The organism is Primorskyibacter flagellatus, assembly GCF_014638275.1.
GTDB classification, from domain to species: Bacteria; Pseudomonadota; Alphaproteobacteria; order Rhodobacterales; family Rhodobacteraceae; genus Pseudooceanicola; species Pseudooceanicola flagellatus_A.
Map to the genome: position 1 here is coordinate 99,556 of NZ_BMFJ01000002.1, position 19,900 is coordinate 119,455.

A 19,900-nucleotide genomic window follows, 5' to 3' on the forward strand; every position below is an offset into this window, starting at 1 on the left:
CGAAATACTCAACCAAGACCCGCCATGAAGACCGTCCGCCTGCCCCTGACCGGAACCGACACCGCCTGGCGGGAGGCCGCGCGCGCGCATGTTGCCGCCGGGACGCCGCCGGCGGACCTGCTCTGGACCCGCGGAGAGGCGCCGCAGTCCGACCTTTTCGCCGCCCCCGACATGGCCCCCGTGAGCGGCGCCGACATCACCGTGCCCAGGGCCTTCGTTGACCTTGCCCGCACGGTCTGCTGGCATGCCGACCCGGAGCGCTTCGCCCGGCTCTACGCCTTCCTGTGGCGGCTGCGCGACCGCCCCGCCCTGATGCGCGACACCGCCGACCCGGACCTGACCCGCCTGCGGGGCATGGAAAAGAACGTGCGCCGCTGCGCCCACAAGATGAAGGCCTTCGTCCGGTTTCGCGACATCGCGCCAGGCGGAACGGGCCGCCGCCGCTTTGCCGCGTGGTTCGAACCCACCCATTTCACGCTGGAGCCGACCGCGCCCTTCTTTGCCCGCCGCTTTGCCGACATGGACTGGGTCATCGCCACGCCGGACCTGACCGCCAGGCACGAGGGCGGCCGCATCACCTTCGCCCCCGGCCAGCCGAAACCGGACCTGCCCGAGGATGCCGCAGAGGGGCTGTGGGAGACCTACTTCTGCAACATCTTCAACCCCGCGCGCGTGAAGGTGCAGGCGATGACGTCCGAGATGCCGCGCAAATACTGGAAGAACATGCCCGAGGCGAAGCATATCCCCGCCCTCATAGCCGGGGCGGAGGCCCGCGTGCGCGAGATGGCCGCCGCCGCCCCCGCGCTTGCCCCCGCCCATGCGGCGCGGGTGCTGGACCGGCTGCATGGCCCGGACACGCTGGAAGACCTAAGCTTTGCCGCCCTGCGCGCGCGGGCGGAGGACGAGAGCCGGACCCTGCGCGACGGGTATGGTCGCATCGTTCTGGGCGAGGGCCCGGAGGATGCCCCACTGATGATCGTCGGCGAACAGCCCGGTGACGAGGAGGACCGGCAGGGCCGCCCCTTCGTCGGCCCCGCCGGCCAGCTGTTCGACCGGGTCGCGGAAGGCGCAGGGCTGGACCGGCGCGACGCCTACGTGACCAATGCGGTCAAGCAGTTCAGGTACCGGATGAAGGGCAAGCGGCGGCTGCACATGCCGCCCAACCGGACGGAGATCGAACATGGCAGATGGTGGCTGGAGACGGAGATCCGGCTGGTGACGCCCCGCCTGATCCTGGCCATGGGGGCCACGGCGGCGCAGGCCCTGACCGGCACGCGCGAAGGGCTTCTGAAGCGGCGCGGCCAGGTGGAGGACACGCCCTACGGGCCGGTCTTCATCACGGTGCACCCGGCCTGGATCCTGCGGTTGCGGGACGCGGCGGAGCGGGAGGCGGGAGAGGCGACCCTTCGCGCGGACCTCTCGGCCGTCGCCCGGCTGCACGCGGCGGCCATCCAGCCGCCGCCGTCGCCGCGCCACTGATCCGATTGAACGGCGACGGCATTTGCCGATACGCTGGCCGGAGTTGTGAATTGGGACGAGTCGGGAATGAAACGGGTCTATCTGGTTTTCTCCAAGGAATTCAGCGATGAGCTGGCCGACCGCCCCGGCCGATCGAAATTGGAGAAGGAACGCGCCGCAATTCCGCGCATGGCGATGGAGCGAATTGCACTGCGCGCGCAATCCGACCTGTATTACAGACCCGGAACCTCCCATCTGCGCGCGGACCTGCTGGAGGAGCCCGTTTCCACCAGGCAACTGTATCGCCCCGCCAGCCTGTCCGCCCTGCTGATGAGCGTCGACCGGGTTGTCAGGATGCCCCCGGCCAGCCGGTTTCATCGCCTGTCGCCCGCCGGCTACCTCGCGCAGTTCACCTTTCCGCGCGTCGGATGGTCGGTGCTGGCGGGATATGACGAACCGAAGGAAAAGCCGGTGCTGGTCTTTCTCGACACCCATGTCACCGCGGGCATGGCGATGCAGACCGAAGCCGCGGCCCGGAGTCCTGTGGAGTTCGACCGCGCCTATGCCATTGCCCAGGCCATCGCCCGCCGCGTGCCTTGACTTCCGCCCTCCGCCGCTCTAGGTGTTGTTGCAGAGACCAACACCGAGGTGGAACATGAGTGCCCCCGAAGCAAGCCCGCGCGAAGCCGGACCGAAGGCCGGTGCCAGCCCCCGGAAGGACCGGCGCAGGAACTGGACATCGCCGGAGCAGCAGGAACCGGCGGACCTGAAGCGCCACGCGGTCGATGACCTGAGCCAGGACGCCCGCAAGGCCGTGCTGTCGATGGCCGGGAAGGAGATCGCGTCGCAGCTCGGATCGCGCATCCTGCTTGAGATGCTGGCGGAGTCGGGGAAATCCATGCGCGCGGTGGCCAAGGAGTCGGGCTTCGACGTGTCGGTTCTGTCCAACATCGCGAACGGCCGCCGGGCGAGCGGGCCGGACCTGTGGACGCTGGTGGCGCTGGCGGAATCCATGGGCCTTGACCTGCACCTGAGCTTCACCCGGCAATGACCACGACCGAGGGCGTGCTGCTGCTGTCGGCGGCGCTGGTCGCCCTGCCCTCGCTCCGCGGTGCGGGACGTGTCCTGTGGGCGCGCTGGAACGACAGGCGCGCGCTTCGCCTGGAGGCCGGGCTGGACCGGATGACCGGCCAGCCCCGGCGGATCGCGGAGGCCCGGATCGCGCATCTGCGAAACCACGCCCACGACCTGATCGAGTTCGGATCGCTTGTGCCGACCTGGGCGGTTCTGAGCGCCGTCGCGGGCATCGCGCTGAACCTTCTGGCCCGCGCCCTGCCCCTGTTCTGCTGATCCGACCTGACGGCCGACCAACGCAAAGGGGCCGCACCCTGCGGCGCGGCCCCTGCATGCAACCGATCCGGAAGGATCAGTTCTGTGCGTAGTATTCGATAACCAGGTTCGGTTCCATGATGACCGGGTACGGCACGTCCGACAGGCCCGGCGTGCGCACGAAGGTCGCGGTCATCTTGGAGTGGTCGACTTCCAGGTAATCCGGAACGTCACGCTCGGCCAGCTGGACGGCTTCGAGCAGGACGGCGAGCTGCTTGGACTTCTCGCGGACCTCGACCACATCGCCTTCCTTCACGCGGTAGGAGGGGATGTTGACGCGCTTGCCGTTCACCAGGACATGGCCGTGGTTCACGAACTGGCGGGCCGCGAAGACGGTCGCGACGAACTTGGCGCGGTAGACGACGGCGTCGAGGCGGCGCTCGAGCAGGCCGATCAGGTTTTCGCCGGTGTCACCCTTGAAGCGGGCGGCGTCGCCGTAGATGCGCTTGAACTGCTTTTCGGTCAGGTCGCCGTAGTAGCCCTTGAGCTTCTGCTTGGCGCGAAGCTGCAGGCCGAAGTCGGACATCTTGCCCTTGCGGCGCTGGCCGTGCTGGCCGGGGCCGTATTCGCGGCGGTTGACCGGGGACTTCGGGCGGCCCCAGATGTTTTCGCCCATGCGGCGGTCGATCTTGTACTTGGCAGACGTGCGTTTGGTCACGGCTGATCTCCTTTCAATTCTGGCTCCGCGACTTTTCCGAAAACCGGTGCCCACTTTTCGGGTCTCGGACGCCTCTGCGACGCCTTTGATCCCCGGTGCGCGGGTCCGGGCCGGATCAGCCTCGGATGGAAAGGGCGTTGTCCTCTGGGGCGAACCCCCGACAGGCATCCCCTTGCGGGGGCCACCAACACCAATGAAGCCGCGCTTATACGCCCCGCCGGGACGGAGTCAACCACCCGGTTTGCCCGCCGCGCAAATCCCGGCTCAGGCGGCGTGGCGCAGGATCGCGGCTTCGGGCCGCGTCAGGTTGCGGCGGACGAACTGGCCGTAGGAGAAGGGATCCGTCTCCAGCCCCGGCAGGCCGGAGAGCAGGCGGGCGCGGTCCCCCTCCGTCAGGGCGGAGAGCGCGGCGTTGGCGGGATGGAAGCTTTCGCATTCGACCCGGTTGGCCCAGATCACCTGATGCGCGGGCAGGAGCAGGTGGTGATAGGTCACCTCGCGCAGGGTCATGTCCTGCACCACCGCGCGCCCGTCGGTCAGGTCGCGCGCCCGCACCAGCACCTCGGGCGTGTTGAACAGCGCCAGCGCCGCCGCCCCCGTCACCAGCAGGCGGTGGCCCGGAGAGACCAGGAGCTCCCCGTCCGGGCAGTCCGTCCCGAAGGCACCGGCCCGGATGCGTACCGGGCGCAGGTCCGGCTCCGCGAACAGCCTTGCGCCGCTGACATGGCGCGCCCCGGCCCAGAGCACCGGCTGCGGACCGTTGTCGCGGGTCAGAATGTGGTCGCCCTCGGCCAGGTCCTCGACCGCGACGGGGCCGTAGGCGGTGGCGATGCGGGTGCCCGGCGTGAAGCAGATCATGCCCGCCCCGGTGTCGGGACGCGCCCGCGCCGCCCGGTGACGCACGATCCAGAGGTCCCGACCCTGCGGCGGCAGATCGTCGAGGAACATCACCAGCGGCGCCGCACCGTCCAGCGCGATAAGCGTCGCGAGGAAGCGCTGCCGCCCGTCGGTCAGGACAAAGCTGCCATCGGTTTCGGCATCCTCCTCCGGTTCCGGCGCGGGGGTGCCGTGCCCGGTTCCGATCAGCCGCCGGACCTTGCGCGCGGCGCGGCGGTGCAGGTCGCGCTCCGCCTCCGCCCGGTCGAGCCTGAGCACGCCGCTTGGCCCGTCGACCTGCACCGCCTCGCCGTGCCAGGCCCAGGTGGAACCGTTGCGGATCGACTCCGGCCCCGCGCCCGAAAGCCCGTCCAGTTCCGTCTGCGACCATGAGAGTACGAACGTGCCCAGAAAGCCCGTTGCCATGCCTGTGATTGCCTTCCCGCTCGGTGCCCGTGTTGTCCGGCTCTTGTGGCCGGTTGATTGTTGCCGGGAAGGATAGCAGAGATGCGGCCCTGCGGAAAGGGTCCGGGATCGCGGGGGATTGGTGCCGGCGCCCCGGTGATCCGGGGAGGATGAACTGGGGAGGTCGCCCCCGGAGCCGGCACGTCGCCCTTGGCCTCGCCCCGTCGTCAGACCCGCAGGCGCGGCCTCGGCCTCGCGGCGTCATCCGCGGATTTGATCCGGGGATTTCTCCCGGCGGCGGAAGATCCTCGGATCAAGTCCGAGGATGACGGGCCGCAGGATGACAGACCGCAGGGTGACGGGCCGCAGGATGACGGGCCGAAGGATGGCGGGGTGCAGGGTGACGGGGTGCAGAAAGACGGGCCGCCTGCGGGCGGGGGAGGTCGCGGTACCGGCGCCTCCCGGCCCCGCCACGCCCCCTGCTCAGAACCGGAAGTCGATCCGCAGGGCGCCGACGAACTGCCCCTCGCGCTGGCCCTGGAACTCCGGTCCCAGCCAGGTAAGGCCGTAGAAGCCGCGGAACCGGTCGCCCTGCCAGTGCACCCCGGCCCGCGCCCGCGTCCGAAAATCGGTGAGCCGGTTGGTCGTGGCGGGCAGGTAGAGGCTGTCCCAGACCTTCGCCACATCCGCGCCGACGACAAAGCTCCACCCGTTGCCGGCCCCGTCGAGCACGCGGTAGCGATGCCCGGTCACCGGATCGCGCACCAGCAGCTCCCCCCGCCCCGCCGGTCCGGTCGACAGGTCGAAGCCGAGCCGCGCCATGTTCTCCACCCCCGTCCGGATTTCGGCGAAGGGGCGCAGCACGGCGGGGCCAAGTGCGTATTCGCGCGCCGCCTCGATCACGCCGGAGGCATGGATGCCGTTGCCGACCTGCCCCGCCAGCACCTGCGGCGAGGCCTCGTGGTCGAAGAAGGTGATGTCGTGCAGGAAGGCCTGGATGTCCGACAGCCCGGTCTGCGGCCCGGTGATGACCGCATCCGCGCCGAGCGCCATCTGCCAGCCCGCCCGTTCGAAATGCGTGTGCAGGCCAAGCGACCAGGCCCCGACATAGGGCCGGTCCCCCGCATAGGGCAGGTCGAGCCGGATCGGCGCGATCACCTCTGCCATGATGCGGAATTCCAGCAGCTCCCCCGCCGTGACGGGCAACTGGCCGGTCCAGTCGGGGCCGAAGACATAGCTGCCCACGACCGACCCGGTCCGCCAGCGGTCGTAGCGATCCCCGAAGACGTCGTTCACCACCAGCCGCCCGTGCCCGAGATAGCGGTAGGGCCCGCCGGGGCCGCGGTCCTCCGCGAGGGTGGCGGCGGGCAAGACCAGCATCAGGAGAAGGGCGATAAGGCGCATGGGCGGGTCCGGGGATAGGGCGTTTGATCCTGAATAACGCCGCCGCGGCTTCCGCGCCAAGAGGCCGGGCGACACGCGGCGGGGAGTGTCGCAAATAGGGCGCGCCGGCGGACGGGACGCGGGGAGTGAGGGCGCCGGAGCAGGATGGCCCGGTCCGGAGGGTGTGGGAACGCGGTGTCAGGTGTCGGGCGACCCTCGGGTAGAGCCCGAGGATGACGGGTCGCGGGCGGCGGAGCGGGTGCCGGGGGGATTAGGGAGCGCGCTTGCGCAGGTATCTACAGGGAGCCTGTCTGGCTAATCCGCCCCCGAAAAGAACGCCGCCACCTTCGGGCTTGGCCCAAGGGCCATCCACGACGGAGCGACGCGGCAGAAGATCCTCGGGTCAGGCCCGAGGATGACGCGGAGACCAGGGAGGCGGGTTTGTCGCGGGAAAGGGAGCGCGTTTAAGCGACCGTCTGCAGGGTGTCCCCCTGGCAGGTCGCCGCACTCACCAAATAACGCCGTCACCCTCGGGTTTGCCCCGAGGGTCTCCCCGGACGGTGTGACACGGCGGGCGATCCTCGGGTCGAGCCCGAGGGTGGCGGGTGGAGAAGGACGAGCCCGGGAGCCCCGACCCGAACAGCGCTCCACGCACGACGGCAACCGGAGACCGCCACGGCGTTTCCGGCCGGGACAGTCCGTCCGTTCCGGCGGTCAGCCTAACTGCCGGTCCGCCTCCTCCGGCGGGAGGATGTGGAAGGTGTTCAGGGTCAGGGACACAAAGCTGTAATACCCCGTCACCCCGACCAGATCGACCAGCCGGTCCTTGCCGAGCACCTTGATCGTCCGGTCATAGAGCGCGTCCGACACCGCCCGTGCGGTCTGCGCCTCCAGCACGAATTCATGCACGGCGCGCTCGTCCTCCTCTTCGTAGGGCGGCGGGGTGCCGGTGCGCACGGCCTCGATCACCGCGCCCGAAAGTCCGGCGGCCTCGGCCATCGGCTTGTGGGCGTACCATTCGAATTCCGATTTCCAGACCTTCGCCGTGGTCAGGATCGCAAGCTCCGTCAGCTTGGGGCGAAGCGAGGTGCCGAAGCGGATGTAGGTGCCGAGGTCCTGCACCGCGCTTGCCAGTTCCGGCCGGTGGATCCAGAGCGCCAGAGGCCCCCGGACCGCCTTGCGCGGGCTGTTGAGAAAGGCGTTGTGGGCCTTCTGCTGTGCCTCGGAATACTCTGCCGGATCAGGCGGCATCAGCCGCTGTGCGGGCCAGTCTGTCATGGTCTCCTCCCTCCGTGATCTGGGGCGGAGGATGCACCCGGCCCGAGGCGGGGTCAACCACGCAGTAAAGACACTGTCCGACGAGTAGAATTCAGGTTTCCCGTCAGGCTTCCCGGTAATGCAGCACCCGTCCGATCACGTTCATCAGCAGCTGCGCGGCGAGGATCGAGGTCACGCCGGCGGGGTCGTGATCGGGCGCGACCTCGACCAGGTCCATGCCAACGATCTCTCCCTGCTGCGCGAGACCGTCGATCAGTTCGAGCACCTCGTAATAGAGGAACCCGCCATGGCTCGGCGTGCCGGTGCCGGGCGCGATGGAGGGGTCGAAGGCGTCTATGTCGATGGTCAGGTAGTACCGCTCTCCGGCCGGGATGCGGGACAGCAGTCCGGCGACGCCGAGCGCCCGCGCCTGCCGCACCGACAGGATGTCCGATCCCATCCCCCGCGCCGCCTCGTACCCGTCCCGCGCGGTGGAGGAGACGTTGCGGATCCCGATCTGCGTCAGCCCCGACACCCAGGGTTTCTCTGCCGCGCGCCGCATCGGGTTGCCGTGGCCGTAGCGCACCCCGTGGCGTTCGTCGACGAAGTCGAGATGCGCGTCGATCTGGATCAGGTGGACCGGTTCCTCCCCGTCGAAGGCGTTGATGCAGGGAATGTTGACCGAATGATCCCCGCCGATCACCACCGGCAGCGCCCCCGCGGCGAGGATCTTGCGCACACCGTGTTCGATGTTGTCGTGGCTTTTCACCATGTCCGTATGGATGATGTCCGCATCCCCGATGTCCACGATGGTCACGCGGTGCGGTTCGAGGTAGGTCACGTCGTCCTCGTGATCATAGGCCCCGGCGTGACCGAAGGAAAACAGGGTCGAGGCCTCGCGCACCGCCCTCGGCCCCATGCGCGCGCCCGACCGCCACTGTGTCCCCATGTCGAGCGGCGCGCCGAGGATCGCGACATCGGCGTCGATGCTGTCCCAGTCCTCCACATGCGGGTACTTGCCGAAGGTGCAGATGCCGACGAAGGGCAGGTTGAGCCGTCCGCCGTCGTAGCCGTGTTTCATGGTCCCGTCCCGGTTTCTTGTGGTTTTGGGGTATTAGGGCACGGATTGCGGGATTTGTCGCGGGCGGAGTGGTGTGGACCGGTTCAGGGGGGGCCGTCATCCCGGACCTGATCCGAGGATCTCCGGTTCAGGGAAGTGTGGTGACAAGAGATCCTCGGATCAAGTCCGAGGATGACACCACAACGTGGAGCATGACCTTGGCCCTCTGCGGACGCGCAATGTCCCGGGCAGCGCCCGTCCGCCCCCCCGGACGGGCGCTTCGTCAACGTCAGCGCGACGATTGATCTGACGGCTTCAACGAGACGATGCAGTGACGACCGTAAACAGAGGAGCGCCCCTCCGCGGACGTGCCCCGCCTTCCGTCCATTGCCCCGCCGCAGCGGCGGTGACATCTGCCGACCTTGTCTCCCCCCTTCCCTCCGGCCCCGAAACCCCTAAGTTGGTCCCCGTAGACGGATAGGAGAGACCATGAGCGGACTGATCGCCCTGCTGGACGATGTGGCGGCCATTGCAAAGGTGGCGGCGGCCTCTGTCGACGATGTGGTGGGACAGGCGGTCAAGGCCTCCTCCAAGGCGGCGGGGGCGGTCATCGACGATGCCGCGGTGACCCCGAAATACGTCCACGGTTTCGACGCCAGCCGCGAACTGCCGATCGTCTGGAAGATCGCCCGCGGGTCGATCTTCAACAAGCTGGTGATCCTGCTGCCCGTCGCCCTGGCGCTGTCGGCCTTTGCCCCCTTCCTGATCTATCCCCTGCTGATGCTGGGCGGCGGCTACCTCTGTTACGAGGGGGCGGAGAAGGTCTGGCACGCCATATCGCCCGCCCATCACGACCAGGCGGAGGCCGTGGCCAAGAAAGAAGCCACCGGCGCGCACCTGGAGGAGCAGAAGGTCAAGGGCGCCATCAAGACCGACTTCATCCTCTCGGCCGAGATCATGACGATCGTGCTCTCCTCACTCCCCGAGGGTCAGCCGGTCTGGATCGAGGCCGCCGCGCTGGCCGTCGCCGGGCTGCTGATCACCGTGGCGGTCTATGGTGCGGTGGCGCTGATCGTGAAGGCCGACGACCTTGGCCTCGCCATGGCGGATCACGGGCGGCTTGGCCTGACCCGCCGGCTCGGGCGGTTCATCGTCAACGCGATGCCCTATTTCCTGCAGCTGCTGATCATCGTCGGCACCGCCGCGATGATCTGGGTCGGCGGCTCGATCCTCGTGCACGGGCTGGAGGTGCTGGGATGGCCCCTGCCCTACGACACGATCCACCACATCGCCGTCGACGTCGCGCATCGCGTACCGGAACGGCTTGAGGGGGCGGTCGAATGGCTGGTGACAGCCGGGCTGGACGGCGTGATCGGGCTGATCGTCGGCGCGGTGCTGATCCCGCTGGTCTCCGCCGCGTCGGGACTGTTCGGCGGATCGAAGGAAGAGGCGCACTAGGGCCCGATCGCTCCTCAACCGTATCGGCATGTATCGTTTGTCTGGCTCACGATCCGGAACAGGCACGACGCAGCCGCACCGGGCGGGACGGGTCATCGGCGTCATGGACGACACCTGTGTGCGTCGTTGAGCAGAGCCCGCGCCTGATCGGCCCCAGGCTCCGAGGCACACGCACGGATCAGCGAACCGCCGGGTCCTCCCCCGTGTCCTCTGCCAGCCACCCCCGGTAGTGCACCATCCTCTGTCCGGTAAGCGGCGCGTGCAGGTCAACGTCGAAACGGAAAACCCCGTCCGCCGCCTGTTCCCGCGCCACCGAAACCGGCAGCAGCCAGCGCGGCAACGGCAGCGGCCCGATCCGGCCCGCCGTGACCGGGTAGTGCAGCGCGTGCTCGGTCACGTGGAGGGCAAGGGCGAAGGAGAACGGGCCGAACCGCTCCTCCATCCCGCCCCGCCGGACGGAGAGGCGGGAGCGGAACCGGCGCCGCCCGAACTGCCGCAACCATGTTTCGCCCGCCGCCGTCGCCGTCTTGACGACCTCGACCGGCTGGTCCCGCCCTTCAGGCGGGAAGCCGAACAGCGCGCAGAGCAGGCGCGGCCACAGCCCGGTTCCCCGCGTGACATCGCAGGTCCCGCTCCAGTGACTGCACTCGGCGGTGAGGTGGGTCCGGCGGACGACATCCGGCAGCCGGTCGAAGGCGTCGCCCAGCACCCGCCGGAATATCGGATCGACCGGGGCGGAGACGCGCTCCGTCACCACGCGCAGGTCGGACATGGCGGCCTCCGCCTCGGCCAGCGTCACGACCGCCACGGCAGGCCCGGCACCCGGTGGCAGCACATCGCGCCGCAGCAGCGCCCGCGCGGCGACACCGGGAATGAAGGGCCCGTCCCCGTCTTCGGCCAGCAGACGCCAGCTCCGCCGCTCCGTTTCGGTGGTCACGGTGACCGACATCCCCCCGCGCCCGCTGCCGAAGGGGGCCAGTGCCCCGGCGGCGACCTGTGCGACGCGCACCAGCCTCGGCGTCACGGGGAACGCCCAGATCCGCCGGAGCGCGGCGAACGCCGCCAGCCCGTAACGCATCACGCCCAGTTCGAGCCCGGCGCGGAAGATCACCGTCTCTGCCCCGAAATGCGCGGGGAAAAGCCGCTGGTCGGGCACCGCGATCTGCCACCCCTGTCGGATCAGGCCGCCGGGAAGGGTGTAGTCCTTCGGGTCGGACCACCCCGTCACCCGGCACCACCGGCCACCGCGCCAGACCGGCATCCCCCGCCCCGCCCCCTCCAGAATTGACCGCATGACCGACAGGCCGCGCGGTGCCCGGTTGCCCGGCAGGATCGCGGTATCGATGACACGCGGCCGCGCCCCCGCCGACAGGGCGACCACCGCGGCGGAGGAGAGCGCGGGCACCGACGACAGACCCGACAGCGCGCAGAGCCCGGCCTGCCGTGCCATGGGGTCGAGTTCGGTCAGACCCGCGCAGAAGCCCGCGTCGTCCGAGAGGTCAAGGTAATGCGCCTCCGCCGCCAGTGCCGCCCGTGCCAGCCGGTAGCGATCCGCGCCGTAGCTGTGGAACGGCCCGGCGGCATCGACCACCACGTCCTGCCCCGCCAGCGCGTCCAGCGGTCCCTCCCGGTCCAGCACCATCGCCCGGCAGCCGAGCCGGTTCGCCAGCGCCTGCGCGGCCCCCGCGCTGCGCCCGGCAACGGTGACGTCATGGCCATCGCGCACCAGAAGCTCGGCCAGTCGCGACCCGAAGACCCCGTAACCGCCAAGCAGCAGGATCCTCATCCGATGAGACGCCGCCTGAACGCCGGGTCGGGCAGCGCGCACATGTCCGCCCGCCCGCATATCGCATAGCGGTTCCGCGCCAGCCGCCGGTAGAGCCAGTCGCGCAGCGGTCTCGGACAGGCGTGGAGCACGAAGGCCAGCCGCCCCCACCCCCTGAAGCGACGGCAGGCGTGCAGCACCGCTTCGAAATCCTTGTGCGCGACACCCTGATCGATGAACAGCCAGCTTTCGGGATCGTCGGGACGCAGCCCGTAATGCCGCATCAGCGCCGCGCCGAGCGGGGACTGCACCGGGCAGATGCGCACCGTGCCGCTGCCGTCAAGCCGGTGGATCATCCGCGCGCCCCAGCTGCACACCGCACAATCCGCATCCATGACGGCCAGCGGGCCCGCATCGTCGAAGGGCGGCACCTGCGGGTCGCTGCGGAAGGAATGGGGCGCATGCATCATGGCGCGATCCTCCGCCAGCCGCGCGGCCGGTGCAAGGCGGCACGGTGACGCCACCGCGACACCATGGGGGCCACGCGATCCGCGTGTCCTGCCCCCTTGCGCCCCGCGCCGAAGATCCGTTCTATCCGCCCCGGCGGAAGCGCGGCGCGGAGACCACGGCAGAAGGACGCGGGCATGAGCGACACAACCGGACCCTCGGTCCGCGACAGGCTGGCCCGCATTGCGCCGGGACTGGCGCTCTGCATGGTCGTTGCCGCTGCCGCGCGGTTCCTCTCGGAACATTACGGCGCCCCGCAGATGCTGTTCGCGCTGCTGCTTGGCATGGCGCTGCACTTCCTGACGGAGGACGCGCGGAGTGCCGCCGGGATAGACTTTGCCGCCCGCGTCCTGCTCCGCCTCGGCGTCGCACTGCTTGGCGTGCGCATCACCTTCGACGAAGTCGGGCACCTTGGCGCGGGGGCGGTGGTCTGGATGGCCGCCGGAGTCGCGCTGACCATCGCGGTCGGAGCGCTGGCCGTGCGGCTGACCGGGCTGGACCGCCGGTTCGGCATCCTGTCGGGCGGCGCCGTGGCGATCTGCGGGGCCTCTGCCGCCATGGCGATTGCCGCCGTGCTGCCCCGCGACGAACGCAGCGAACGCGACACCATCCTCGTCGTGGTCACGGTGACGGCGCTGTCGACGCTGGCGATGATCCTCTACCCGATGATTACCGCGACGCTCGGCCTTGGCGACCGGGCGGCAGGGCTGTTCCTGGGCGGCACGATCCACGATGTCGCGCAGGTGGTGGGCGCGGGCTATTCCGTGTCGCCCGAAACCGGGGACACCGCCACCATAGCCAAGCTGTTCCGTGTCGCCATGCTGGTGCCGGTGGTGCTGCTGATCGGCCTGCGCCACCGCGCCGGAGGCCACCGGGCCCCGCTGCCCCTGTTCGTCGTCGGGTTCGCGGCGCTTGTGGTGCTGAACTCCGCCGGCGCGGTGCCTGCCGCCGCCGCCGGCTGGCTGACGACCCTGTCGGGCTGGTGCCTCGTCACCGCCATCGCGGCGCTTGGCATCAAGACCTCGCTCCGGTCGCTGTTCGAGGTCGGCTCGGCCCCGCTCCTGCTGCTGCTTGGCGAAACCGTGGTCCTTGCGCTGTGGATCGGTCTCGGGATCGCCCTGGGCTACTGAGGGGCGCGGGTCGCGCCGCCGCTCACCCGCATTTCGAATGTCCACAGGAGGTGCAGGTCATGCAGCCCTCGGACATGTGCATGGTGTACTGACCGCAGGACGGGCAGGCCTTGCCGCGACCGCCGGTCTCAAGCCCCACGACCTTTGCGGTCGGGTCGGTCTTGAGCCCCTTGCCCTCGCCCTCGATGAAGCCGATGGAGACGAGATGCGTCTCGATCACCCCGCCGATGGCCGCGAGGATCGAGGGGATGTATTTCCCCCTGATCCACGCCCCGCCGCGCGGATCAAAGACGGCTTTCAGTTCCTCCACCACGAAACTCACGTCCCCGCCCCGCCGGAACACGGCAGAGATCATCCGGGTCAGCGCCACGGTCCAGGCGAAATGCTCCATGTTCTTGGAGTTGATGAACACCTCGAACGGCCGCCGCCGCCCGCCAACGATGATATCGTTGATGGTCAGGTAGATGGCATGTTCGCTGTCCGGCCACTTGAGCTTGTAGGTATTGCCTTCCAGCGTCGTTGGCCGGTCGAGCGGGTCGGACATGTAGACGACCTCGCCCCCTTCGACGGGCATGACGGCCGGAGATTCTTCCTTCTCCGCCTCCACTGACAGCACCGACCCCGTCACATCGTTCGGGCGGTAGGTCGTGCAGCCCTTGCAGCCCGAATCCCAGGCCGCCATGTAGACGTCCTTGAACGCCTCGAACGAGATGTCCTCGGGGCAGTTGATGGTCTTCGAGATCGACGAATCCACCCATTTCTGCGCCGCAGCCTGCATCTTCACGTGATCCAGCGGGGCCAGCGTCTGCGCGTTGACGAAGTGATCGGGCAGAGGCGCGTCGCCCTTCAGCTGCTTCCACAGCTGCACCGCGTAATCGACCACCTTTTCCTCGGTCCGCGACCCGTCCTTCTGCAGCACTTTACGGGTGTATTCATAGGCAAAGACCGGCTCGATCCCGCTCGACACGTTCCCGGCGTAGAGCGAGATCGTTCCCGTCGGCGCGATGGAGGTCAGCAGGGCGTTCCGGATGCCGTGCTCCGCCACCGCGGCGCGCACGTCATCGTCCATCGCCATCATCGTGCCAGACGCGAGATAGGCGTCGCGGTCGAACAGCGGGAACGCCCCCTTTTCCTTGGCCAGGTCGACCGAGGCCAGGTAGGCCGCGCGCGCGATGGCCCGCATCCAGGCCTCCGTCTGCGAAGCCGCCTCGTCGGAGCCGTAACGCAGCCCGAGCATCAGAAGCGCATCCGCCAGCCCGGTCACGCCCAGCCCGATCCGCCGCTTCGCCTCTGCCTCGCGCGCCTGCGCCTCGAGCGGGAATTTCGACGCGTCGACGGTGTTGTCCATCATCCGCACGGCCACCCGCACCAGGTCGTCCAGCGCGGAAAGGTCCAGCGCCGCAGCCTCCGTGAACGGGTCCGACACCAGCCGGGCGAGGTTGACGGAGCCGAGCAGGCAGGCGCCATAGGGCGGCAGAGGCTGTTCCCCGCAGGGGTTCGTCGCCGCGATCGTCTCGCAATACCTGAGGTTGTTCGCGGCGTTGATGCGGTCGATGAAGATCACGCCCGGCTCCGCATAATCGTAGGTCGCCTGCATGATCCGGTTCCACAGGTCGCGCGCCTGCAGCGTGTGATAGACCTTGCCGTCGAACTGCAGCTCCCACGGGCCGTCGGCCTTGACCGCCTCCATGAACGGATCGGTGACAAGGACGGACATGTTGAACATGCGCAGCCGCGCCGGGTCGGACTTGGCCCCGATGAAGGACTCGATATCCGGGTGGTCACAGCGCATCGTCGCCATCATCGCGCCCCGGCGCGATCCCGCCGACATGATCGTGCGGCACATCGCGTCCCAGACATCCATGAAAGACAGCGGGCCGGAGGCATCCGCCGCCACCCCCGACACCGCCGCCCCCTTGGGCCGGATGGTGGAGAAATCGTAGCCGATTCCGCCGCCCTGCTGCATGGTCAGCGCGGCCTCCTTCAGCATGTCGAAGATGCCGCCCATGTCGTCGGGCACCGTGCCCATGACGAAGCAGTTGAACAGCGTGACCTTGCGCCCCGTCCCGGCCCCGGCGGTGATCCGCCCGGCGGGCAGGTAGCGGAAATCCTCCAGCGCGTGGTAGAACCGGTCCTCCCACGTCGCCGCATCCTCCTCGACCGAAGCCAGCGCCCGCGCGATCCGCCGCCAGCTGTCCTCGACAGAGCGGTCGACGGGCGTGCCGTCCGCCTGCTTGAGACGGTACTTCATGTCCCAGACCTGTTCGGCAATGGGCGCGGCAAAGCGGGTCATCGGAATCACCTCGGGGCAGCTTCGGGAGGGAAGCACCACCCTACACCCCCTGCTTGCGTATGCCAACAATTAGCCTATCCTTGTCACAGACCAACACGATCTTGGGGGAGACCGTGGCCAGATTCGTCAATCTGCTGAAACTTTCCGTCGGCTCCGAGTCGGTCGACACCCTGCGCGCCTGGCAGGCCTCCCGCCGTCCGCTCTATGACGACGGCCTGCCCCGGCATGTCACCCGCATGTGGCCCAAGCGCGAGTCAGAGCTTCTCGACGGCGGGTCGATCTACTGGGTCATCAAGGGCCAGATCCAGGCCCGCCAGCGCGTCGTCCGCCTTGACGAGGTGATGCACGACGGCATCCGCCACTGCGCCCTTGTCCTCGACCCCGAGGTGCACGCAACGGCCACCTCCCCGCGCCGTCCGTTCCAGGGCTGGCGCTACCTCGACCCGAAGGACGCGCCCCCCGACCTGTCGAAGACCCGCACCGGGGACGACACGCTGCCCGCCGACCTGTCCAAGGCGCTGGCGGATATCGGGGTGCTCTGACCGCCCTCTTCGGTTTGGGAAATATCCCCGCCGGAGGCCATCCGGCGCAGCCGGATCAATCCACCGCCAGCCGTTCCAGCAACCCGGACAGCACCGCGCGATCCGCATCCGTCATCGCCGCCGAACGCGACCGGTAGAGCGTCGCCTGAGATTTCAGGATCAGCCCGTCCGCCATGATCTTCAGGTGGTTCGCGCGCAGGGTTTCCCCGGTCGAGGTGATGTCGGCAATCGCCTCCGCCGTTTCGTTCTTCACCGTGCCCTCGGTTGCGCCCTGGCTGTCGACCAGCTGGTAATCCGCCACCCCCCGGTCGCGCAGGAAGTCGCGCACCAGCCGGTGATACTTCGTCGCGATCCGCAGACGGAAGCCGTGGCGGTCGCGGAAGGCCGCCGCCGCCGCGTCAAGGTCGTCCAGCACGTCGACATCGGCCCAGCAGGACGGCACCGCAAGCACGAGGTCCGCGTGGCCGAACCCCAGTTCCGCCAGCATCTCGACCCGCAGGTCCCAGCTCGCCAGCTTCTCCTGCACCAGATCGGTGCCGGTCACGCCCAGATGGATGCGCCCCTCCGCCAGATCGCGCGGGATCTCGCCGGCGGAAAGCAGCACAAGCTCAACGCCCTCCACGCCGCCGACGCGCCCGGCATATTCGCGTTCCGACCCGGCGCGTCCCAGTTCGATGCCGCGTTCCCCGAACCAGTCGAAGGTCTTCTCCATCAGCCGGCCCTTGGAGGGCACGCCCAGCTTCACGGTCATGACTCCCCCCCGATTTGGGCCCCGAGTTCGACGACCAGACCGGGGCGCACCACGCCGCCGACGGCCGGTATCCCCTCGGGCCGCCCCGCCGACCGCCCCAGAACCCGCGTCAGCGCGTCATAACGTCCGCCGCTGGCCACCGGCGGCAGGTCGGGCCGGGCCTCGGCGTAGAAGCCGAAGACGAAACCGTCGTAATATTCCATGTGCGTGCGCCCGTAGGCTGCCTCGAAGTCGAGCGCGGCGATGTCCACGCCCCGCGTCTCCAGCGCCTGCGCCCGTGCCGCCAGCCCCTCGACCGCCGAAGAGATCGACGGCATGTCGACGGCGATGTCCCGCAGGTGCTCCAGCGCGAAGGGCAGGGTTTCGCGCACGGCGAGGATCGCGTCGATCAGCGCCACCTCCCGGTCCGAGACCGGCGGGGTGTCCGCGTCGGCTTTCAGCGCCGCGATCCGGATCTCGACCTCCTCGCGCGAGCGCAGGCCAAGCTGCGGCCCGGCCGCTGCAAAGGGGTCGGCCGCCGCAAGCAGGGCCGCGCGGGTCGGCGGCACCTCGGCCCGGCCGGCGAACCGGTCGAGAAGAGAGCGGAACCGCCGGGGCCGCCAGATGTGACGCATCAGCGCCGCCTTGCGCGCCTCGGACGTCTGCAGCCCTCCGACCGCAGCCATCAGGATCCCGATGTCCCCGGTGGCCGCCCGCAGCGACAGGCCGGCGGTCGCCGCACGGATCAGCGCGAACACCTCAGCATCCGCGCCCGCCGGGTCGGCCCCGTCAAAGATCTCCACCCCCGCCTGAAGGTATTCGTTGGCGCGTGCCTCGTCCTCCTCCTGCCGGCGGAAGACTTCTCCGGCATAGGTGTAGCGCGCCGGTTCCGCGCCGCCGTTCATGTGCATCTGAACCACCGGAACCGTGAAATCCGGCCGCATCATCTGCTCTCCCCGGAGCGCGTCCGAGGTGACATAGGCCCGCCCCCGGATGTCCTCTCCGTAGAGGTCCAGCAGGGTCGCGGCGGGCAGCAGGATCGGGCATTCCACCGGCACCGCGCCGGAGGCTGCGAAACCGTCGCGCAGGCGCGCCGCGCAGGCCCGGACCTGCGCACGCAGCTCGGGTGAGTGGCCCTGCCAGACGGCCATTACACCTCTCCCGCCAGAAGCTTCTGAATATGCTGAACCAGCTCGGCACGGGGGATTTCCGCCTGCGCCTCATGTTCCTTCCATTCCTCGAGCGAGGCGCTTTCGGCGATCTTCTTGCCAAGGGCGAGGTCCTTGACCTGCACCACGCCGCGCGCCTTTTCATCCGCGCCCTCGATCACCGCGGCAGGGGCATTCCGCTTGTCCGCGTATTTCAGCTGGTTGCCGAAGTTCTTCGGATTGCCGAGGTAGACTTCCGCCCGGATACCCGCCGCCCGCAGCTCCGCCACCATCGCCTGATAATCCGCCATCCGGTCGCGGTCCATCACGGTGACGACCACCGGCCCCGTCGCGTCCCCGCCCATGCGACCCTTTTCCCGCAGCGCGGCCAGAAGCCGGTCGACGCCGATGGAGACACCGACCGCCGGCACCTTCTGCCCGGTGAACCGCGCCACCAGGTCATCGTAGCGCCCGCCGCCCGCGACGGAGCCGAACTGGCGCTTGCGCCCCTTTTCGTCAAGGATTTCAAAGGTCAACTCAGCCTCGAAGACCGGGCCGGTGTAGTAGCCGAGACCGCGCACGACGGAGGGGTCGATGACGATGCGGTCGGGGCCGTAGCCGCCTGCGGCGAGCAGGTCCGCGATCTGGGAGAGTTCGTCGACGCCCTCCGCCCCGACCGGCGCGCTGCCGACCGCGCTGCGCAGGTTGTCGAGCGTCTCCGCAGCCGTCTCACCCTTCGACGTCAGGAAAGCGATGACCGGTTCCGCCTGCGCGTCGCTTAGCCCGACGCCGTCGATATAGGCGCCCGAGGCATCCAGCCGCCCCTTACCGAGCAGTTCCCGGACCCCGGCCTCGCCGACCTTGTCGAACTTGTCGATGGTGCGCAGGACGTCGGCTTGCACGGCGGGATCGGAAACGCCCATGGCCTCCAGCACCCCGTTCAGAACCTTCCGGTTGTTCACGCGGATCAGGTAGTCGCCACGCGCGATCCCGACGGCCTCGAGGCAGTCGGCCAGCATCGCGCAGATCTCCGCATCCGCCGCCACGCTCGCCGTCCCGACCGTATCCGCATCGCACTGATAGAATTGGCGGAACCGGCCCGGTCCCGGCTTTTCGTTGCGCCAGACGGGCCCCATGGCATAGCGCCGGTAGGGCGTCGGCAGGTCGTTGCGGTGCTGCGCGTAGACACGGGCCAGCGGGGCCGTCAGGTCATAGCGCAGCGCCAGCCAGTCCCCCCTGTCGCCGTCATCGGCCTCCTGCCAGGCGAACACGCCTTCGTTCGGGCGGTCCACGTCGGGCAGGAACTTGCCAAGCGCCTCGACCGTCTCGACCGCGGAACTCTCAAGCGCATCAAAGCCATAGCGATGGTAGACCCCGGCGATGCGATGCAGCATCTCCGTCCGCTCGGTCACGTCGGTGCCGAAATAGTCGCGGAAGCCCTTGGGCGTTTCGGCCCTGGGGCGCGGGGTCTTCTTGTCCTTCGCCATGGCGGGTCCTCTCAGGTCGCTCGCGGCGCGGTCTAGCCCAAGCCCCCCCGCGCGGCAAGGGCTTGCCCCCGGCAGCTTCGGGCCCCACATTCCGGACGGGAAAGGAGGACACCGATGGATATGCCCCACGAAGAACGCATTGCACACCTGGAACGGACGGTGGACGACCTGTCCGACATCGTCGCACGGCAGGAGAAGGAGATCGCCCTGCTCATCCGCCGGGTCCAGATCCTGATGGAACGCGAGGCAGAGCGCGTGCAGGACCTTGGCGGCGGCGTGGTGATCGGCGACGAACGGCCGCCGCACTACTGAAACCTGCGGCGTGGGAACTCCGGGCCTAGCCCGGGGATGACG

The 19,900-nt window shown here is 69.1% G+C and carries 19 protein-coding genes; 8 read left to right on the plus strand and 11 right to left on the minus strand.

All coding sequences use genetic code 11. From position 1 onward, the window contains the following. The first annotated feature begins 24 nt into the window (after nt 1-24). The 4 genes from IEV87_RS14710 to IEV87_RS14725 all read left to right on the plus strand — a co-directional run bounded on the left by IEV87_RS14710 (nt 25) and on the right by IEV87_RS14725 (nt 2,808). Complete coding sequence (locus IEV87_RS14710) at nt 25-1,479, plus strand: UdgX family uracil-DNA binding protein (RefSeq protein ID WP_188478549.1); 1,455 nt, start codon at nt 25-27, stop codon at nt 1,477-1,479. A gap of 66 nt (nt 1,480-1,545) precedes the next feature. Beyond that, nucleotides 1,546-2,058: a hypothetical protein gene (locus tag IEV87_RS14715; protein ID WP_188478550.1), complete on the plus strand. Its 513-nt coding sequence runs from the start codon at nt 1,546-1,548 to the stop codon at nt 2,056-2,058. A 55-nt stretch (nt 2,059-2,113) separates the two neighbouring features. Further along, complete coding sequence (locus IEV87_RS14720; RefSeq protein WP_188478551.1) at nt 2,114-2,509, plus strand: helix-turn-helix domain-containing protein; 396 nt, start codon at nt 2,114-2,116, stop codon at nt 2,507-2,509. Beyond that, nucleotides 2,506-2,808, plus strand: a complete 303-nt coding sequence (locus IEV87_RS14725) for a hypothetical protein (RefSeq protein WP_188478552.1) — start codon at nt 2,506-2,508, stop codon at nt 2,806-2,808. Before IEV87_RS14720 ends, IEV87_RS14725 begins: the two co-directional genes overlap by 4 nt. A gap of 76 nt (nt 2,809-2,884) precedes the next feature. On the opposite strand, the gene rpsD is transcribed toward IEV87_RS14725, so the two are convergent. From rpsD to speB, 5 genes are all read right to left on the minus strand, one after another. Next, a complete protein-coding gene (rpsD, locus tag IEV87_RS14730; protein WP_188478553.1) occupies nt 2,885-3,505 on the minus strand; it encodes a 30S ribosomal protein S4 in 621 nt (206 codons plus the stop codon). 264 nt (nt 3,506-3,769) lie between these two features. After that, entirely contained in the window at nt 3,770-4,807 is a 1,038-nt protein-coding gene (locus IEV87_RS14735; RefSeq protein WP_188478554.1) for a Hint domain-containing protein, read from the minus strand. Between the two features lie 462 nt (nt 4,808-5,269). Continuing rightward, complete coding sequence (locus IEV87_RS14740; protein ID WP_188478555.1) at nt 5,270-6,190, minus strand: lipid A-modifier LpxR family protein; 921 nt, start codon at nt 6,188-6,190, stop codon at nt 5,270-5,272. A gap of 693 nt (nt 6,191-6,883) precedes the next feature. After that, nucleotides 6,884-7,447, minus strand: a complete 564-nt coding sequence (locus tag IEV87_RS14745) for a carboxymuconolactone decarboxylase family protein (RefSeq protein ID WP_188478556.1) — start codon at nt 7,445-7,447, stop codon at nt 6,884-6,886. A 103-nt stretch (nt 7,448-7,550) separates the two neighbouring features. Continuing rightward, nucleotides 7,551-8,507: an agmatinase gene (speB, locus tag IEV87_RS14750; protein WP_188478557.1), complete on the minus strand. Its 957-nt coding sequence runs from the start codon at nt 8,505-8,507 to the stop codon at nt 7,551-7,553. A gap of 468 nt (nt 8,508-8,975) precedes the next feature. On the opposite strand from speB, the gene IEV87_RS14755 reads away from it, so the two are divergent. Beyond that, nucleotides 8,976-9,944: a DUF808 domain-containing protein gene (locus IEV87_RS14755; protein WP_188478558.1), complete on the plus strand. Its 969-nt coding sequence runs from the start codon at nt 8,976-8,978 to the stop codon at nt 9,942-9,944. Nucleotides 9,945-10,122: 178 nt separating this feature from the next. Here the strand turns inward: IEV87_RS14755 and IEV87_RS14760 are convergent, their stop codons facing one another. Next, the gene (locus IEV87_RS14760) at nt 10,123-11,730 is read right to left on the minus strand and encodes an SDR family oxidoreductase (RefSeq protein WP_188478559.1); all 1,608 of its coding nucleotides are present in this window, start codon (nt 11,728-11,730) and stop codon (nt 10,123-10,125) included. Then, nucleotides 11,727-12,176: a thiol-disulfide oxidoreductase DCC family protein gene (locus IEV87_RS14765; RefSeq protein ID WP_188479477.1), complete on the minus strand. Its 450-nt coding sequence runs from the start codon at nt 12,174-12,176 to the stop codon at nt 11,727-11,729. Before IEV87_RS14765 ends, IEV87_RS14760 begins: the two co-directional genes overlap by 4 nt. A gap of 177 nt (nt 12,177-12,353) precedes the next feature. Here IEV87_RS14765 and IEV87_RS14770 point away from each other — a divergent pair, with 177 nt between their 5' ends. Next, nucleotides 12,354-13,346: a YeiH family protein gene (locus IEV87_RS14770; protein ID WP_188478560.1), complete on the plus strand. Its 993-nt coding sequence runs from the start codon at nt 12,354-12,356 to the stop codon at nt 13,344-13,346. Between the two features lie 22 nt (nt 13,347-13,368). Here the strand turns inward: IEV87_RS14770 and IEV87_RS14775 are convergent, their stop codons facing one another. Further along, a complete protein-coding gene (locus IEV87_RS14775; RefSeq protein WP_188478561.1) occupies nt 13,369-15,639 on the minus strand; it encodes an adenosylcobalamin-dependent ribonucleoside-diphosphate reductase in 2,271 nt (756 codons plus the stop codon). 113 nt (nt 15,640-15,752) lie between these two features. Between IEV87_RS14775 and IEV87_RS14780 the strand changes: the two genes are divergently transcribed. Then, nucleotides 15,753-16,181, plus strand: coding sequence for a DUF1489 family protein (locus IEV87_RS14780; protein WP_188478562.1), 429 nt, complete (start codon nt 15,753-15,755; stop codon nt 16,179-16,181). Between the two features lie 55 nt (nt 16,182-16,236). Here IEV87_RS14780 and hisG read toward each other — a convergent pair whose 3' ends face one another. From hisG to hisS, 3 genes are read right to left on the minus strand one after another with little or no spacing between them, the layout of a single operon-like run. After that, a complete protein-coding gene (gene hisG, locus IEV87_RS14785; RefSeq protein WP_188478563.1) occupies nt 16,237-16,932 on the minus strand; it encodes an ATP phosphoribosyltransferase in 696 nt (231 codons plus the stop codon). Beyond that, the gene (locus tag IEV87_RS14790) at nt 16,929-18,062 is read right to left on the minus strand and encodes an ATP phosphoribosyltransferase regulatory subunit (RefSeq protein WP_188478564.1); all 1,134 of its coding nucleotides are present in this window, start codon (nt 18,060-18,062) and stop codon (nt 16,929-16,931) included. Before IEV87_RS14790 ends, hisG begins: the two co-directional genes overlap by 4 nt. After that, entirely contained in the window at nt 18,062-19,546 is a 1,485-nt protein-coding gene (gene hisS, locus IEV87_RS14795) for a histidine--tRNA ligase (protein ID WP_188478565.1), read from the minus strand. The genes IEV87_RS14790 and hisS overlap by 1 nt, the downstream gene beginning before the upstream one ends. A 114-nt stretch (nt 19,547-19,660) precedes the next feature. Between hisS and IEV87_RS14800 the strand changes: the two genes are divergently transcribed. Then, nucleotides 19,661-19,858, plus strand: a complete 198-nt coding sequence (locus IEV87_RS14800; RefSeq protein ID WP_373284060.1) for a SlyX family protein — start codon at nt 19,661-19,663, stop codon at nt 19,856-19,858. Nucleotides 19,859-19,900: the final 42 nt, after the last annotated feature.